Annotated in this window: 13 protein-coding genes; 10 read left to right on the top strand and 3 right to left on the bottom strand. The window is 72.7% G+C overall.

Features of this window, described 5'->3' with window-relative positions; translation table 11 throughout:
• Positions 1–22: 22 nt before the first annotated feature.
• The 5 genes from HUG12_RS01120 to HUG12_RS01140 all read left to right on the top strand — a co-directional run bounded on the left by HUG12_RS01120 (position 23) and on the right by HUG12_RS01140 (position 6,810).
• Positions 23–1,507 (top strand): sulfatase, encoded by a 1,485-nt coding sequence (locus HUG12_RS01120; RefSeq protein ID WP_179267010.1) that lies wholly within the window; start codon positions 23–25, stop codon positions 1,505–1,507.
• The gene (locus tag HUG12_RS01125; protein ID WP_179267011.1) at positions 1,507–2,859 is read left to right on the top strand and encodes a glycosyltransferase family 4 protein; all 1,353 of its coding nucleotides are present in this window, start codon (positions 1,507–1,509) and stop codon (positions 2,857–2,859) included. Before HUG12_RS01120 ends, HUG12_RS01125 begins: the two co-directional genes overlap by 1 nt.
• A gap of 248 nt (positions 2,860–3,107) precedes the next feature.
• On the top strand, positions 3,108–4,334 hold the full coding sequence (locus HUG12_RS01130) for an inositol-3-phosphate synthase (RefSeq protein WP_179267012.1): 1,227 nt from the start codon (positions 3,108–3,110) through the stop codon (positions 4,332–4,334).
• Positions 4,334–5,629 (top strand): glycosyltransferase family 4 protein, encoded by a 1,296-nt coding sequence (locus HUG12_RS01135; RefSeq protein WP_179267013.1) that lies wholly within the window; start codon positions 4,334–4,336, stop codon positions 5,627–5,629. The genes HUG12_RS01130 and HUG12_RS01135 overlap by 1 nt, the downstream gene beginning before the upstream one ends.
• On the top strand, positions 5,626–6,810 hold the full coding sequence (locus tag HUG12_RS01140; protein WP_179267014.1) for a glycosyltransferase: 1,185 nt from the start codon (positions 5,626–5,628) through the stop codon (positions 6,808–6,810). Before HUG12_RS01135 ends, HUG12_RS01140 begins: the two co-directional genes overlap by 4 nt.
• A gap of 66 nt (positions 6,811–6,876) precedes the next feature.
• On the opposite strand, the gene HUG12_RS01145 is transcribed toward HUG12_RS01140, so the two are convergent.
• Entirely contained in the window at positions 6,877–7,971 is a 1,095-nt protein-coding gene (locus tag HUG12_RS01145; protein ID WP_179267015.1) for a Gfo/Idh/MocA family protein, read from the bottom strand.
• Positions 7,972–8,029: 58 nt separating this feature from the next.
• Positions 8,030–9,199 carry a glycosyltransferase family 4 protein gene (locus HUG12_RS01150; RefSeq protein ID WP_179267016.1) on the bottom strand — a complete coding sequence of 390 codons (1,170 nt, stop codon included), beginning with the start codon at positions 9,197–9,199 and terminating at the stop codon, positions 8,030–8,032.
• 352 nt (positions 9,200–9,551) lie between these two features.
• Between HUG12_RS01150 and HUG12_RS01155 the strand changes: the two genes are divergently transcribed.
• The 3 genes from HUG12_RS01155 to HUG12_RS01165 all read left to right on the top strand — a co-directional run bounded on the left by HUG12_RS01155 (position 9,552) and on the right by HUG12_RS01165 (position 13,173).
• Positions 9,552–10,814 (top strand): glycosyltransferase family 4 protein, encoded by a 1,263-nt coding sequence (locus HUG12_RS01155; protein ID WP_179267017.1) that lies wholly within the window; start codon positions 9,552–9,554, stop codon positions 10,812–10,814.
• 197 nt (positions 10,815–11,011) lie between these two features.
• Entirely contained in the window at positions 11,012–12,214 is a 1,203-nt protein-coding gene (locus HUG12_RS01160; protein WP_179267018.1) for a glycosyltransferase family 4 protein, read from the top strand.
• A gap of 146 nt (positions 12,215–12,360) precedes the next feature.
• Positions 12,361–13,173 (top strand): mycofactocin-coupled SDR family oxidoreductase, encoded by an 813-nt coding sequence (locus tag HUG12_RS01165; RefSeq protein ID WP_179267019.1) that lies wholly within the window; start codon positions 12,361–12,363, stop codon positions 13,171–13,173.
• 65 nt (positions 13,174–13,238) lie between these two features.
• On the opposite strand, the gene HUG12_RS01170 is transcribed toward HUG12_RS01165, so the two are convergent.
• Positions 13,239–14,426, bottom strand: coding sequence for an NAD(P)/FAD-dependent oxidoreductase (locus tag HUG12_RS01170; protein WP_179267020.1), 1,188 nt, complete (start codon positions 14,424–14,426; stop codon positions 13,239–13,241).
• A gap of 107 nt (positions 14,427–14,533) precedes the next feature.
• On the opposite strand from HUG12_RS01170, the gene HUG12_RS01175 reads away from it, so the two are divergent.
• Together HUG12_RS01175 and HUG12_RS01180 are read left to right on the top strand one after the other, a co-directional pair.
• On the top strand, positions 14,534–15,535 hold the full coding sequence (locus HUG12_RS01175; RefSeq protein WP_179267021.1) for an ornithine cyclodeaminase family protein: 1,002 nt from the start codon (positions 14,534–14,536) through the stop codon (positions 15,533–15,535).
• Positions 15,536–15,713: 178 nt separating this feature from the next.
• Positions 15,714–17,159, top strand: coding sequence for an MATE family efflux transporter (locus HUG12_RS01180; RefSeq protein WP_179267022.1), 1,446 nt, complete (start codon positions 15,714–15,716; stop codon positions 17,157–17,159).
• The last annotated feature ends 6 nt before the right edge of the window (positions 17,160–17,165 follow it).

Genomic DNA, 17,165 nt, shown 5'->3' on the forward strand with positions numbered 1-17,165 from the left:
GGCAGCGGTGCCAGGGTGGCGCATGGCGGAGCGACCGAACGTCCTGCTGATCGTCGTCGACGCCTGTCGCGCCGACCACGTCGCGCCGTACGGCGAGCGTGCGGAGACGCCCGCGGTGGCCTCGCTCGCGGCGGAGGGGACAGTCTATCGCAGAGCGATCAGCCCCGCCCCGTGGACGCTCCCGAGCGTGACGAGCCTCCTGACCGGCCGGTACCCGCACGAACACGGCGCCACCTCGCGCGGGTTCGCGACCGACGCGCCGACGCTGGTCGACGACCTCTCGGCCGCGGGCTACCGGTGCATTCACGTCTCGCCGACGACCTGGATCGGCGACTGGCTCCCGCAGGGGCGCGGCTTCGACGGGGTCGAGGAGTTCACCGGGCCCACGCACCGCCGGTTCGACGGCGGCGCCGACGTGCGCGACCTCTCCGAGGGGGTCGCCCGAGGTCCGGAGTGGTACGCGACCGTCGTCCGCCGCGCGCTGGCCTCTGATTCCCCCCTCCGCAGCCTCGGAAACGCCGCCGCGTACAAGCTCTCGGAGGCGACCGGCGACGCGTGGCTCGACGACGTGCGGGCCAGCGAGACGGCCGCCCGGACAGTGGACGAACTCCTCGGCGAACTGGCCGACGGGGACGCCCCGTTCTTCGCGTACGTCCATCTCATGGACCCGCACCTCCCGTGGTACGTGCCGACGGAGTTCGAGTCGGACGTTCGCCCGCCGGGACGTGACTCCCGGGAGGAAGAGCGGCGGTACGTGGACGAACTGGTGGACGACCTCTGGGCCGTCCGCGTCGGCGAGCGGACGCTGTCGGCCGACGAGCGAGGGTTCCTGCGGGCGCGCTACGCCGACGCCGTCGAGTACGCCGACCGCGCCGTCGGGCGGATGCTCGAGAGCCTCGCGGGGCATGGCCTCGGGGATGACACGCTCGTCGCGTTCACCGCCGACCACGGCGAGCACCTTGGGGAACGCGTGGGCGGCCGGACGATGCTCGACCACCAGCAGTCCGTCCGCCTCCCCGTTTTGCGGGTCCCCCTCGTGGTCCGCCTTCCCGGTCGATTCGCCGCCACGGAGAGCGACGAACTCGTCCAGCCCCACTATCTGGCCCCGACCGTCCGGGAACTGGCCGGCCTCGAGGGCTACCCCTCGCGGTCGCTCCTCGTAGGGGACGACGAGCGCCGGTCGACGGCGCTCGCCGAGTACGACGGGGTCGTCGCGTCCCACCCTCCCGCCGGTTACCGGACCGACGAGTGCTTCCGGCGGCGGGTTGCCGCCGTCGAGGGGGAGTGGAAGCTCGACGTCGTGGGCGACCACCGCCGGGCAGCGCGGATCGACTGGGAAGCCGACGAGACGCACGAGGTCGACCCCGAGGCGGTGCCGGACGACGTCCGCGAGTCGCTGGAGGCCGCGCTGTCCGCCGCGACCGACCGCGACCGCCCGGGCGCCGGCGGCAGGCGCGAGGTCCCCGAGGGCGTCGGGCGTCGACTCGCGGACCTCGGCTACCGCTGATGCGTATCTGTCTCCTCTCGGACGGCTACCCGCCCCGGGACCGCGGCGGCGCCCAGAAGATCGCCGCGCAGGTCGCCGAGGGGTACGCGGAACGCGGCCACGAGGTCGACGTGATCACGACGGTCACCGACAGAGGGGACGTCGGCCACGACGTCCGCGGCGGCGTCACCGTTCGTCGGCTCTACACGCCCCGTCCGAACGCGCTGTTGCCGTACCTGACGGTCAACAACCCGCTCGTCTCGTCCGCGTGCGGGCGGGCGCTCGACCGCGCCGACCCCGACGTCGTCCACGCACACAACGTCCACTGGCTCTCGAACGCGAGCCTGCGGGCCGCGGCCGTTCATGCCCCGGTGGTGAAGACGTACCACGACGCGGGGACGTTCGCGTACGGCGAGTTCACGGCGCCCGTCGAGGGGGCGCCCGTCGGCGGGTCGCCCCTGGCGGCGGCGTACCGGGCATCCCCCCTGCGGCAGGCCCGCGATCAGGGGGTCCGGTACTTCCCGCTTCGCAACCAACTCAACCGCCGGACGCTCGAGCGGTGCGTGGACGTCGGCGTCGCGGTGAGCGACGCGCTGGGCGAGGCACTCCGGGCGAACGGAATGCCCTGTCGAATCACCATCCACAACGGCGTCGAGGTGCCTGGAGGGTCGGCGGCCGACGGCGGCGCTGTCGACAACGGAAGCGCAGTGGCCGTGAGCGGGGGCCCCGACGACTCGGCCGCGGGGGCGGAAACGGAGGACGGACCGACGACGGACGCGGAAGCGGACTCCGAGTCGGGGGCGGCGCTTCGCGACAGGCACGGACTCGGGAGCGATCCGTACGTCCTGTTCGGCGGGCGGACCGGACCCACGAAGGGCGCTCGACAGCTCGCCGCAGCGTTCGCTCACGTCCGCGATGCGCTGGACGGGGACCCCCGGCTACTCGTGACGGGGGAGTCGGCGTACGTGGACCGGATGCGTGAGATCGCGGCTTCCCACGGGGACCGGATCGTGTCGACCGGCTGGATGCCGCGTGAGCGCCTCCAGGCTGCCATCGGCGCGGCGACGGTCGTCGCGACGCCCTCGGTTCACCTGGATCCGTTTCCGACGGTCAACCTCGAGGCGTTCGCCGCCGGGACGCCCGTGGTCACGACGCGGTTCGGCGGCGCGGACGAGCTCGTGGCCGACGGCGTCGACGGGGTCGTCGTCGACCCCCGGGACGTGGACGCGCTCGCGGACGGGCTCGCGTCGCTGCTCGCGGACCGCCGGCGGGCCGCCCGGTACGGGGCCGCCGGACGGCGGAAGGTGCGCCGCCGGTTCACGGTCGACCGTCAGGTCGAGTCCTACCTCGACGTGCTGGCGTCGGTGACCTGACCTCGAACGGCGGCGCACCGCCCACGAGAGCTCCGAAATCGGGGGAAACCGTCGTAGACCTGCCTTTGCAGGCCGAGCGTAATCACCGTCGGCGGGGAAACGGTGACGCGTGTATCGGAGAACGGGTTCCGCCCCGGCCCGCTGCGGGCCGAACACCTCGACGGGATTCGAAGGACCATGACTCACGTAGCTCACGCCGACGGCCGCACCGTCCCTCGACCGCGTTGCGCGCCCCGACGGGGTGCCGGATGAGCGGAACCGGCGTCTGGTTCGTCGGCGCGCGCGGCAACATCGCGACGACGGCAATGGTCGGCGCCCGGGCCGTCGCCCGCGGCGCCGTCTCGACGACCGGACTCGTCACTGAACGGGAGCCGTGTACGCGGCTGGACCTCCCCGAGATGGGGTCCTTGGCGTTCGGCGGACACGACATCAGGGACGGGAACGTCGTCTCAAGCGCCCGCGAACTGGCGGAGCGCAACCGCGTCCCGGACCGCGAGACGCTGGCCTCCGTCGAGGTCGACCTCGAGGGCGTGGACGAGCACGTTCGACCGGGCACGGCGCTCAACTGCGGCGCCGCGACCGACCTGGCCGACGGCGACCCGCTGGAGGTCGGCCGCACGGTCGAGGAAGTGGTCGAGTGGCTACGCGATGACCTCCGGACGTTCCGTCGCGACCGGGACCTCGACCGCGTGGTCGTCGTGAACGTCGCCTCCACCGAGCCGACGCTCGCCGACGGGGACCGGTACGGCTCGCGGGCGGCGCTCGAGGGGGCCATCGAGGACGACGACCGCGAACTGCCCGCCAGCGTCCTCTACGCGTACGCGGCCCTCTCGGAGGGGTGCCCGTTCGCGAACTTCACGCCGGCCGTGGGGAGCGCCGTCGGCGGCCTGCGCGAACTGGCCGAAGAGGAGGGGCTCCCCCACATGGGCAACGACGGGAAGACCGGCGAGTCGCTCCTGAAGACCGCACTGGGGCCGATGTTCGCGGCCCGCAACCTGCACGTGCGGTCCTGGGAGGGGCACAACATCCTCGGGAACACGGACGGGGAGGTGCTCGAGGACGACCGGAACAAGGGGGGGAAGATCCGGAGCAAGGGCGACCTGCTCGAGAGCATCCTCCCGGACATCGAGCACAACAGGGTCCGCATCGACCACACGCCCTCGCTCAACGACTGGAAGACCGCGTGGGACTACGTCCACTTCGAGGGCTTCCTCGACACGGGGATGACGATGCAGTTCACCTGGCAGGGGTCCGACTCCGCGCTGGCTGCGCCGCTGGTGCTGGACCTCGTCAGGCTCCTTACCCACGCGGCCGACCGCGACGAGTCGGGGCTCCAGCCCCACCTGGCGTCCTTCTTCAAGGCGCCCGTCGGCGTCGACGAACACGACCTCTCCCGGCAGTTCGACGTGCTCCACGAGTACGTGGACCGGCACGCGACCCTGCAACCCGAGGAGGCGACGACGCCGACCGACTGATGCGCGTCCTGCAAGCGGCCCACGCCCTCCCGCCGGACACGTACGGTGGGGTCGAACTGTACACGGTCGGCCTCTCGGAGGCGCTCGCGGCGCGCGGGCACGACGTCGCCGTCGCCGCCCCGGGCGGGGGCGCCGACCTCGACGTGACGACGTTCGACCTGCCGACCCCCGACCCGCCCGACGTCCAGGCCGACCGCGGCCTGCCGACCGGCCCCGTGAACCCCGCGGTCGACGGCCGGTTCGACGACCTGCTCGCGTCGTTCGACCCGGACGTCGTCCACCTCCAGCACTTCAAGGGCCTCTCCGCGGCGATCCCCGCGCTCTGTGCCGAGCGGGGCGTCGCCTGCGTCGCGACGCTGCACGACTTCTGGACCATCTGCCACCGGGAACAGCTCCACCGCCCGGACGGGAGCCGCTGCTCGGGTCCCGAATCCGTGGAGAAGTGCACCGACTGCTACCTCGCCGCCGAGAGCGACGAGTCCGCCATCGCGGACGGCGGGGCGGGGAGCGCGGGGGAGCCGCGACTCGGGGCGGACGCCGACGGTGGTAGGACGGGGGAAACGGGCGCGACGAGACGCGAGCAGTACGCGACCGTCGTCACGGCACGGACGGCGCTGCTCCGGACGGCGCTGGGGGCGACCGACGTGCTGGTGTCGCCGTCGTCGTTCCTCCGGGATCGGTTCGTCGCTCACGGAACGCCGCCCGGGGACGTCGTCCAGTTGCGCAACGGGATCCGCGTCGATCGGTTCGTGGATACGGGCTTCGAGGGGGCGCCCGTTCGGTTCGGATACGCGGGGCGGATCACCCCGGAGAAGGGCGTCCACCTGCTCGTCGAGGCGTTCGACGAACTGGACGGCGACGCGACGCTGGACGTGTTCGGTCGATTCGCGTCCGGGGAGGACCCGTACCACGCCGACCTGGCCGAGGCGGCCGGCGAGCGGGTCCGGTTCAGGGGGTTCTACGACGATCCCGCGGCGCCCTACCGCGCGATGGACGTCCTCGTCCTCCCGTCGATCTGGTACGAGAACAGCCCGCTCGTCATCCAGGAGGCCCGCGCGGCGGGCCTCCCCGTCGTCACCGCCGACGTGGGCGGGATGGCCGAACTCGTGACCGACGGCGTCGACGGGCTGACGTTCCCGGTCGGCGACGCGGCCGCGCTCGCGGGCGCCCTCTCAGGGCTGGTCGACGACGCGACCGCCGTCGAACGGCTTCGGGCCGGCGTCGAGCCGCCGACGCGACTCGACGAGCACGCGGCCGCGGTGGAGGCGCTGTACGCCGACTGCGCTTCCGCATGAGTCGGGTCCTGCTATTCGCCCGGGAACTCCCGCACCCGCCGAACGCCGGCGATCGTATCGTCACCTTCGGGTTCGTCCGCGCGCTGGCCGAGCGCGGCCACGAGGTGCACGTGCTCGCGTACAGCCGGGAGGGGGACGACGGCGACGCCGCGGCGCTCCGCGAGGAGTGTGCGTCCGTCCGACGCGTCCCCCGGCCCGACCGAGGGCTCCCGGCGCCGCTGTGGAAGGCGACCCAGCACTTCCGCGGGCGCTCGCACGTGATGGCGACGTTCGATTCGGCGGCGTTCAGGGCGGCGGCGGCCGACCGCGTGCGCGACCTGAACCCGGACGCGGTGCTCGCACAGCACCCCTACATGGGGCAGGTCTTCCGCGACGACGCGGTGGCGTCGGCCATCGAGTCGGCCGGCGCTCGGCGGGTAACGAACGCCCACGTCGTCGAGTATCTCGCCCACGAGCGGCGCCGCGAGTACGCCGAGGGCCTCCGGACGCACGTCGCCCTGACGTTCGAAATCCCCCGCCTCCGGGGAGCTGAACGGGCCGTCTACGAGGCGTCTGACCGGACGCTCGTGCTCGGAGAGACGGACCGCCGCGAACTCGGGTCCAGCGTCCACGGCCTGGTCACGACCCAGCGGGTGGCCCTCGACCCCGACCGCTACGACCCCGCCGCGGCCGACGACGAGGTTCCCGGCCGACTGCTGTTCTTCGGCTCCTACGACTGGTTCCCGAACGCGGACGCGATCACGCACATCTGCGAGGAGGCGTTCCCGGCGGTCCGGCGGGCGCACCCGGACGCCGAGCTCCTGGTCGCCGGTCGCGACGCACCGCCCGCCGTGCGGGCGCTCGGCGAGCGGCCGAGCGTCGAGTTCGTCGGCGAGGTGGATGACCTCGGTGCGCTGGTCCGGACGGCGAGCGCCATCGTCGCGCCGATACGGGTCCGCGGCGGCGTCCGGATCAAGGTGCTGGAGTCGATGGCCTGGGAGGTGCCCGTCGTCACGACGCCCGCCGGGGTCGAGGGGATCGAGGCGACGCCCGGCGAGGACCTGCTCGTCGCCGACGGTGCGGACGCGCTGGCCGACGCAACGGTCGGCGTCCTTGAGGACCGGGAACGCAGGCGCGCGATGGCGCGCAACGCCCGCGAGACCGTTCGGAAGCGGTACTCCGTGGGGGCGGTCGCCGCGTAGCTGGAATCGAACCTCGGCCTCTGAGGGCGGCATCGGTCGCGGCCGATACGCCGGTTCGTCCCGTCCTCAGTCCGATCGTGACTCGCGGGCCGCCTCCCGCACCCGCTCCACGAGTGTCAGCGTCCAGTAGCTCTCCTCGGGGTCGCAGGGCGGCCGACGGCCCGCCTCGAGCGCCCTCGACGCCCGGTCGAGGAGGTAGTAGTGGCCGTCGGGGCTCCCGCGGAGGTGGACGTCGAACTCGTCCTCGACGTACTCCTTCCCGTACTTCCGGAGGTTCCGGGCGAGCCCCTCGACCGCGTTGCGGGAGACCGCGAGGTTGCGGCGGAACCGCTCCTCTGGGAAGTGGTACGGACCCGCCTCGGCGTCGCGCTCGTCGACGGTCATCGAGGGGAAGTCGACCGTCAGCGAGCCGTCGGCGCCGAGGACGCGGACGGCCGTCCCCCGCGAGGAGTCGCTGAGCTGGGTGACCGAACAGAGCGTCCCGCCCTCGCCGACGTACTGGAGCTGAACCCCGTCGTAGGCGACGTCACGGTCGTACTCGCCGACCAGGCGCGTGCGGACGTCGACGCTCGACTCGTCCCGCGGGTACCCCCCGAGCGCGAGCGTGAGGTACAGCGGATGGGGCATCCCCTCCTCCAGCGAGCCGCCGGGGAGGTCGAACACCCAGTCGCCGCGATACGTCTCGTCGGGCGGGCCCTCCCCGGCCACGGTCGTCTGGACAGCCCGGACCGGCCCGACGTCCCCGTCCGCGATTCGGCGTCGCACCTCCCGCACCACGGGGTAGTAGAGCCAGTTGTGGACGACCGAGACCGGCACGTCCCGATCGTCGGCGAGATCGGTCAACTCCTCCAGTTCATCCCGCGTGGTCGTCGCCGGCTTCTGTACGAGCAGCGGGACGCCGGCCTCAAGGACCCGCCGACCCAATTCGAGGTGCGTCCCGACCGGCGTGGCAACGTGCACCCAGTCGAGCGACTCCTCCGACAGCATCGTCCCCACGTCGGCGTAGGAGCGCGCGCCAAACTCGGCGGCGGCCTCCTCGGCGCGGTCGGCGTCGACGTCGCAGACGGCACGCAGTTCGGTCCGCGGGTTGCGTGACAGCGCCGGGAAGTGGTTGTTCGAAGCCACGACGCCCGCGCCGACGACCGCGGTCCGGAGGGTCATGCGTGTCGCCGGTGGGCACACGTTTCAAAAACGGTTCCCCGCGCAAACGACGGGTCGTTCAGGGGGTCCCCCGGCGGAACGACAGGTCACCTGTCGATCCGGCCGCGACGGCGCGGCGCACCTCGCGGTGGAACCGGTCGCGCCCGAACCGGCGCTCGACGCGCCCGGGGTCCGTCAGGAGTTCCCGTTGGAGGCTCGGGTCCGAGAGTACGCAGTCGATCCGCTCGACGGCCTCGTCGACGGTGTCGTAGGTGAGTTCGTCCCGTCCGTCCACGACGTCGCGCTGGCCGCCGTCGTTCGGGACGAACGGGAGCGCACCGCCCGCAACGAACTCGGCGACGACCATCCCGAAGTGCTCGTAGCGCTTCCCGTGGAGGCCGTACCGGTGGGTGCAGACGAGGTCGACGAGGCGCTCGCGGGACACTTCCCCCTCGAGGCTCACGTGCGGCCGCTCGGCCGCCATGTCGGCGAGACGCTCGCGGTAGTCGCGGTCGTAGGCGGGGCCGACGAGGTGGAGGTGGACGTCGTGGCCGCGCTCCCTGACCCGGTCGACGATGCGGACGCCGTCCTCGACGTTCTTGTACGGCGCGAGGCGGCCGACCGTCAGGAAGCCCCCCTCCCGCTCGTCCCACGGCCGGGGGTCGAACCCCCGCGTGTCAACCGGCGGGTGGACGACCGACGGGCGCACCCCGTAGGCGTCCTGGACGACGTCGGCCATCCACGACGAGTTGGTGAGCAGGCGACTGTCCCGTATCCGCTCGGCGTCGTAGCCGCCGAGCAGGTACGAGAGGCGGTCGTACGCGTGGTCGAGGAAGCCGTCCTCCCCGACCCGCTTCGAGACGACCAGCCGCGCGAACCGCGGGGTGTGGACGTACTGGACGAGCGGACCGGGGACGCTCAGTTCGTTGTCGGTGGCGACGACGGCGTCGAACTCGTCGGCGTGCGCGGCGACGAACCGGTTGAGCAGCGCGTTTCGCAGGTTGAACAGCGTGAGTCCGGTCGCCCCCTCGACCGCGTCGAGGAGCCGTCGCCGTCGGTCGGCCGTGCGAACCTCGACGCCGGTCACGTCGCTCCGGAAGTAGCCGTTCAAGGTCTCCAGGTCCGGTTCGACCAGCGTCAGGAGCGTGACGTCGTGGTCGTCCTGGAGCGCCTCGAGCACGTTCATGGCGACCGCCTCGCCGCCGCCCTTCGCCATCAGATCGACGTGTGCGACTGCGACGTAATGCATGGTCGTACCGGGTTCGTGAATCCGCGGCCGGTCGGCTTCCGTCGTGGGGACGGCGGGGACGCCGACCGACGGGGGAACGAACCGACGGCCGCTCGTCCGTTAATGAAGGCGCTTGCGAGGGCCGGTCACTTCGCGAGGCATCGCCGACGTCGCCGCCGGCCGGACGACCGGCCGGTGCGGCGGGCCACCCCGTCCCGGATGCGTCCGTCGGCGGCGTCGGAAACGTCCCCTCCCCGGCCGACCGCCGGGTCGATCCGCCGCCATCCCGGGCGGGAGTCGGTTGCAAGCGCTCGCATGCACCAGCCTTTGGGCGGCCGAGGGGAACCTACTCGGTCGGGGCCACTCACGGCACATGCACCTCCTCACCGCGACCCACGACCTCTACCCGGACCCCGGCAGCGGCGGGACCGGCCGGTACGTGTACGAGACCGCCCGCCGCCTCGTCGACCGGGGCCACCGCGTCTCCGTCCTCACCCGGCGGCGGGGTGACGTCCCCGAACGGGAGCGGATAGACGGCGTCGACGTCCGCCGATACGACGTCGACGTCGCCGGCGAGTCGGCGCCGTCGATAGCCGCACAGCTTCCGCGCGCCCGCCGGACCGTCGCCGGGTTTCTCGAGGAACTCGGCGCGACCGGTCGCGGGGACGCCGACGTGGACCTCCTGAGCTTCCAGGGGCCGCTCACGTCGCTCCTCGCACACCGCGCCGCCGCGCCCGACCTTCCCCGCGTCTACACCTTCCACAGCCCATGGTCCACCGAGTACCGCATCCGGGCGCGCCACGAGGCGAACCACGGGACGGCACGGCGCCGCATCAACGCCCTGCTCCGCCGCCGCGTCGAGTCGCGGGTGCTCGCCGCGAGCGACGGGGTGGTGACGCTCAGCGAGTACATGGCCGACCGACTCGCGGCCGTCCACGGCGACGGCATCGACCCGTCGGTCGTCCCCGGCGGCGTCGACGTCGACCGGTACGCCCCCGACGCGGGCTCGTTCCGGCCCGTCTCCGACGACGAGGGCGTCTCGTTTCTCACGGTCCGGCGGCTCTCGCCGCGGATGGGACACGCGACGCTGCTGGAGGCGTTCGCGTCCGTCGCGGAACGGCACCCCGACGCGAGGCTGTACGTCGCGGGCGACGGCCCGTTGCGGGACGAACTTCGGAGGAGAGCCGGACGGCTCGGCGTCGCCGACCGGACGACGTTCCTCGGCTACGTCCCCGACGCGGACCTGCCGGCCGCCCACGCCAGCGCGGACGTGTTCGTCCTGCCGACCCGACGGCTGGAGGGGTTCGGGCTGGCGACCCTGGAAGCGCTGGCGTCCGGGACGCCCGTCGTCGCGACGCCGGTCGGCGGGACCCCCGAGGTGCTGCGGTCCTACGTCGAGGGGGACGACCGTCCCGCGGCCACGCTGGCCGACGGCGCCGACGCCGGGTCCCTGGCGCGGGCGATGAACGCGTGGGCCGACCTCCCGCCGGAACGGCGGCGGAACGCGGGGCGAGCGTGCCGCGAGCACACGGTGGACCGGTTTCGGTGGGAGCGGACGGTCGACGAACTGGAGGCGGTGTACGCCGCTCACGTCGAGGGTGAGGCGCCGGCACGCCCGGCGCCCCCTCGCCGGTGAGGCGGCGGGGCGGGGACGTCGACGACCCGCCGAACGGTCCCGCCGGGGCTGTGCCGTCGACCCCTCTCGCCTGCCCTCGACCCTCCTTGATTCGACGGAGATCCGTCGAAAAGTCGGGGACGAGCGGGTCGTCGACGGAAAAGCCCCCGGCCCCTACAAGCGGTCCGGTTAGTGAACGACCGGGCGAACCGACGGCCATGAGCGATATCGGCGTCGTCCACATGGATCTGATGGCGAAGGGCGGCGGCGAGGCGGTCGCCATGAACGTGCTCGAGGCGCTCCAGGACGACCACGACGTCACCCTCATCACGCTCACCGACCCCGACTTCTCGACGCTGAACGACTACTTCAACACGGACGTGGAGTCGATCGCGGTCCGTCGGGCGGGACGGCTCGCGCCGACGATCAACGCGACCTGCGGGCTGAAGTACTACATCCTCCAGAACGCCCTCCTCGGACGATACGCGCGCCGACACGCCGACGAGTTCGACCTGCTCGTGAGCACGATCAACGAGCTCGGGCTGGGAACGGACTCGGTTCAGTACATCCACTTCCCGTTCGACTGGACGGTGAGCCTCGAGAACCGCAAGGCGATCTTCCACCCGACCGTCGAGGACGACTGTCTCTACGAGCGACTCTGCACCCACGTCGCCGGCGTCACCCGAGAGGACGTCGCGTCGAACACGCTGTTCGCCAACTCGGAGTGGACCGCCGACGCGGTCGAGGAGGCGTACGGCACCCACCCGGAGGTGCTCCACCCGCCCGTCGACACGTCCGACTTCGAGCCCGTGCCGTGGGAGGAGCGGGAGCGGGGATTCACGACGATCGGCCGCATCGAGCGGAGCAAACGCATCGCCGAACTGATCCGGATCGTGGACGGGGTTCGCGACGGGGGCCACGACGTGGACTTCCACGTCGTCGGCCCGACCGTCGACGAGGAGTACTACCGCGAGGTGGCCGAGATGGCCGCGAGTCGGGGGTACGTGACCCTCGAGGGCGAACTCCCGCGCGGTGACCTGATCGACCTCGTCTGCACCCACCGGTACGGCCTCCACGGGAAGCGCTACGAGCACTTCGGGATGGTCGTCGCGGAACTCGCGGCGGGCGGCGCGCTCCCGTTCGTCCCGAACGACGGCGGCCAGCACGCCATCGTCCGCGACGACGAACGGCTGCTCTACGACTCCGTCGAGGACGCCGTCGGGAAGATCGACCGGGTGCTCTCGGATCCGGACCTCCAGCGGGAGCTTCGAACCAGCGCGGCGGAGATCGACCGGCGGTTCGGCCGCGACCGGTTCAGGGACGCGATCCGGGCGACGGTTGCGGAGGCCGTCGTGACGCAGGTCGAGGAGGAGCGGGTCCCCGTCTCGAACCGGAGAAGCGACCCCACCGGCGGGAGCTAGGCTGTCACGGAGGTGAGGACGAGCTTCCCACGGGAGCGACAGCTGGGGGTTCGATCCCTTCGAGGGGTCGATCGGACGGCTCGGGAACCGCGTTCGGGACATTTGCAAGTAGCAGGCTGATGGCGCCGGTGGCGGTACACGTCACCATGGCCGCCTACGACTTCGACGGGACGGTGGCGTTCGTGACGGGCGCGGCGCGCGGGCAGGGGAGGTCACACGCGCTCTCGTACGCCGAGCACGGCGCCGACGTGGTCGTCACGGACGTCTGCGAGACGGACGACGCGTCGACCTACGAGCTCTCCGGCCGCGAGGCGATGGAGGAGACGGTCGACCTCGTCGAGCAGCGGGGGGCGAACGCGATCGGGGTCGAGATGGACGTCTCGGACGCGGCCGAGGTCGAGGCGGCGGTCGAACGGGCCGTCGACGAGTTCGGCCGCATCGACGTCCTGGCGAACAACGCCGGCGTCGCGCCGGTGTCGGCGCTGATGGACCTCGACGAGGCGACCTGGGACCTCGCGCTCGACGTGAACCTGAAGGGGATGTGGCTGTGCGCGAAGCACGTCGGCCGGCGGATGATCGAGCAGGGCGACGGCGGCCGCATCGTCAACACCTCCTCGACCGCGGGGCTCGCCGCCTCGCCCGGGCTCGGCCACTACACCGCAGCCAAACACGGCGTCATCGGGCTGACCAAGACGCTCGCGGTGGAGCTCGCACCCCACGACGTCACCGTCAACGCCGTCTGTCCGACCGCCGTGGACACGCCGATGACCGGCGGCATCGTGGAGTCCATCGGCCCCGAGATCGCCGAGATCGCCGAGCAGTCCGGACCGGACAACCTCTTCACCGACATCCTCCAGCCGGAGGACGTGAGCGCCGCGTTCATGTGGCTCTCCAGCGACGACGCGCGGTTCGTCACGGGCGTCGCGCTTCCGGTGGCGGCGGGCGCGACCGCGCTGTAACGTTCCCGGTTCGTCCCGGGTTCCGCGCTCTGCTTCCGGAGCGCGGTTCGAGCGTCCCCGGCCCGTCAGGCGACGTTCCGTTCGACCAGTCGCCCGCCCTCCTCGAACCGTCGACTCGACAGCGGGTCGACGTCGACGAGCGACGCCCCGCCGTCGACGCACAGTTCCGCGACGAGTTTCCCCGTCGCCGGCGCGTGCTGGAAGCCGTGACCGGAGAAGCCCGCCGCGGTGACCAGCCCCGGGAGCGTCTCCTCGATGACGGGGTGGTGGTCCGGCGTCACCGCGTACAGGCCGGCCCACCCGCTCTTGATGCGCGAGTCGGCGCCGAAGTAGTCCGCACAGTCCGCCGCTCGTTCGACGGCCGTCGCCGCCCAGTCGAGGTCCAGCGACTTCGAGTAGCGGTCCGGGTCGACGTCGGGGTCCGCGGCGGCGAAGTGGCCGCCGACGAGCGCGGCGCCCTCCCGCTCGGGGCGGAAGTACGAGCAGGCGTCGAGGTCGATCGTCAGCGGGACGTCCCCGGGAAGCGTCACGCCCGGTTCGACGACGGCGATCTGCCGGCGACGCGGACGGATCGGCAGGTCGACGCCGACCATCGCCGCGAGGCGGGCCGCCCACGCGCCGGCGGCGTTGACCACGCGGTCGGCCTCGATCCGGCCGTCCGCCGTCTCGACGCCCGTCACCGTCGGTTCGTCGGTTCCCCGCTCCGGGGCCGCCCGCCCGTCGGCCCCGTCCGTGAGCACGTCGGTCACCTCGGTCCTCGTCCGGACGTCCACCCCCGACTCGCGCGCCGCCGCCGCGTACCCCTGTACCGCGAGGTTCGGGTCGGCGTAGCCGTCGTCGGCGTGGTAGGTCGCACCGACGAACCGGTCGTCGTGGAGTTCCGGACAGCGCTCCGCCGCCTCGGCCGGCGAGAGGTACTCGCTTCCGACGCCGAGGTCGTTCTGCATCGCGACGTGCTCCCGGAACCGCGACGCGGTCGCCTCCTCGCGGGCGAGCAGGAGGTAGCCGTGCCTCCGGTGGGCGACGTCGACGCCGAAGTCGGCCTCGAACGCGTCCCACACCTCGCGGCTCGCGAGCGACAGGCGGACGTTGACCTCGGTCGAGAACTGCGACCTGATGCCGCCGGCCGAGCGCGCGGTGCTGCGGGTCCCGAGCGCGTCCCGCTCACAGAGGGTCACCTCCGCGCCCGCGCGTCCGAGGTAGTACGCCGACGACAGCCCGACGATCCCGCCCCCGACCACGACGACGTCCATGCGTGATTCCCGTCCGGGTTCGGATTAAGTCTCCCGCCCCGGGTGGCGCCGGGACCCACGGTGGGCTCGGGGGAACAGCTAACCCGCCGGGTTCCCTGGCCGCACGCATGGTACTGTTCCTCACCGACGAGGAGGTCCGGGGCGTGCTCGACCTCCCGTCGCTCGCCCCCGTCGTCGAGGAGGCGCTCGTGAAACAGGCGAACGGCGAGGTCGAGCGTCCGGAGCGGCCCCACTACCCGGTCGGGGCAGGGCTCGACTCCCCCGAACCGCTCGGGACCGGGCTGGCGATGCCCGCGTACGTCCACGGCGGGGAGTACTTCGCGACGAAACTCGTCGGCGTCCACGAGGGGAACGAGGCGAGGGGGTTGCCGACGATACACGCCCAGATCGTCCTCGCGGACGCGCGGACGGGCCGGCCGGTCTCGTACATGGACGGGGGACACGTCACGAACGCCCGAACGGGCTGTATCGGCGGGCTGGCCGTCCGGGCACTCGCGATCGAACCCGTAAAGCTCGGCGTGATCGGCGCGGGGGCACAGGCGCGCTGGCAGACCCGCGCCGTCGCCGCGCTGGCCGACGTCGAGCGCGTGTCCGTCTACTCGCCGAGCGAGTCGAAACGCGAGTGCGCGGCGACGCTCCGCGACGAGGGGCTCGACGCGTCGGCCGTCGACTCGGCGGCCGACGCCGTCCGCGACGCGACCGTGGTCGTCACGGCGACGACCAGCACCGACCCCGTCTTCCCGGCCGACGCGCTCGCGCCGGGGGCCCTCGTCGTCGCCGTCGGGGCGTACGAACCCGGGATGCAGGAACTCGAACCGGCCACCTTCGACCGCGCGGCGCGCGTCTTCGCGGACGTGCCCGCGGAGGCGGCGACCGTCGGCGACGTCGCCGCGACGACCCTGACCGAATCCGACCTGCTCCCGCTCGCCGCGCTGTTCGAGGGGACGGCGCTCGAGGGAACGGCGGTCGACGGAGGCGCCGGTCGGAGGTCGGACGACGAGATCGTCGTCGTCGAGAGCGTCGGCTCGGCCGTGCTCGACGTCGCCGCCGCGTCGACGGCCTTCGAGGCGGCCCGCGAGGCGGGCGTCGGCACGGACCTGCCGTCCTGACGGGCGATCCCGCTCGCGGCGGCGCGGACCCGGTCCGGCGCCCCGGCACGCCGTCCCGACCGGCGGTCGGCCGGGTCGTGCAACCGGCGGTACGGCGAGTGTCAGCCACCCACAGCCGGAAATCCCGGCCGGGAAGGCGAAGCACTTGTCGACCCGGTGGTAACGAACCGGCCTCCACGTGGTATCCGTTCCGAACCCCGTCCGCGGGGTCGTCCTCGCCGTCGGTCTGCTGCTCGCCCGCCTCGGCCTCCTCACCGAACAGCGGGCGCGCCGTATCACGGACCTCGCGTGGCCCCGCATCGTGACCGGCCTCGCGCGGATGTCCAAGAGCGCGGTCGACGTCGCGATGGTCGGCGTCGCGCTCGGTCCGGCCGCCATCGCGGGCGTCGGCTTCGCCTCCCCCTACTGGGGGCTCGCGTTCTCGCTCGGCGGCGGGATGGCGGCCGGCACCATCGCGCTCGTCTCCCAGCGGTACGGCGCGGACGCCCACGAGGAACTCGGACAGGCCGTCCGATCGAGCGCGCTCGTCGTCCTGGTGATCTCGCTGCCCGTCGCGCTCGCGTTCCTCGCGATCCCGGAGCGACTCGTCGGGATCGTCAGCGACGACGCCCTCGCGGTCGCGTACGGCGCCGACTACCTGCGGATCGTCGCGTTCGGCGTCCCGTTCGCCGGGCTGAACCTCGTCGCCAGCCGGGTGTACATCGGCGCCGACGACGCCTGGACGCCGATGCTGCTGCGGGCGGGCGGGGCGGTCGCGAACATCGTCGTCAACGCCGTGCTGATCTTCGGGCTCGACATGGGCGTCGAGGGCGCCGCCGTCGGGACGGTGCTCTCGAACGCGGTCGTCGCCGCCGCCTTCGCCGGCGGGTTGGTCGCCGGACGGCTCCCCGTCGTCGGCGACCTCCCCGTGCGGATCGACCCGCGCGGGCGGTACGTCCACCGCGGGACGATCCGCCAGATCGTCGAGATCGGCACCCCGGTCGTCGGGCGGAACCTCGTGTGGACGGTCGCGGAGTTCCCGATGCTCGCCATCGTGGACGTGTTCGGCCGGGACACCGTCGCCGGTTTCGTCGTCGCCCGGCGGATCTGGGGGCTGATGAACGCGCCCGGCTGGGGGTTCGGGCTGGCCTCCTCCAGCCTCGTCGGCCAGCACCTCGGCACGGACGACGAGGCGACCGCGGAGGCGTACGGCCGCGAGATCATCCGCTTCGCGGTGGCGACGTACGTCCTCTCCGCGGTCGTGGTCGGCGTCCTCGCCCGCCCCATCGTCGTCGGCTTCGTCGGCGACCCGACCGCGGGGTCGGTCGAGCCAGCGATCGCGTTGGTGCGAGCCGCCTGCGTCGCGGTCGTGCTGCAGGGCGTCTCCGGCGGGGCCGCGGGGCCGCTCGACGCCAGCGGCGACACCCGGTGGCCGTTCCTCAGTCAGGCGGTCGGGATGTTCGGCGTCTCCATCCCGCTGGCGTACCTCGGCGCGACCAGCTCGCTCGGCTTCCTCGGCCTCCAGCTCGCGTTCCTCGCGGAGACGGGCGTGCCGGCCGCGCTGAACTACCACCGGTTCCGGACCGGGAAGTGGAAGGTCGTCAGCCGGGGGTACCGCCCGGACGCGGCGGTCGGGAGCGACTGAGCCGTC

It is taken from the genome of Halorarum salinum, assembly GCF_013402875.1.
Lineage (GTDB): Archaea > Halobacteriota > Halobacteria > Halobacteriales > Haloferacaceae > Halorarum > Halorarum salinum.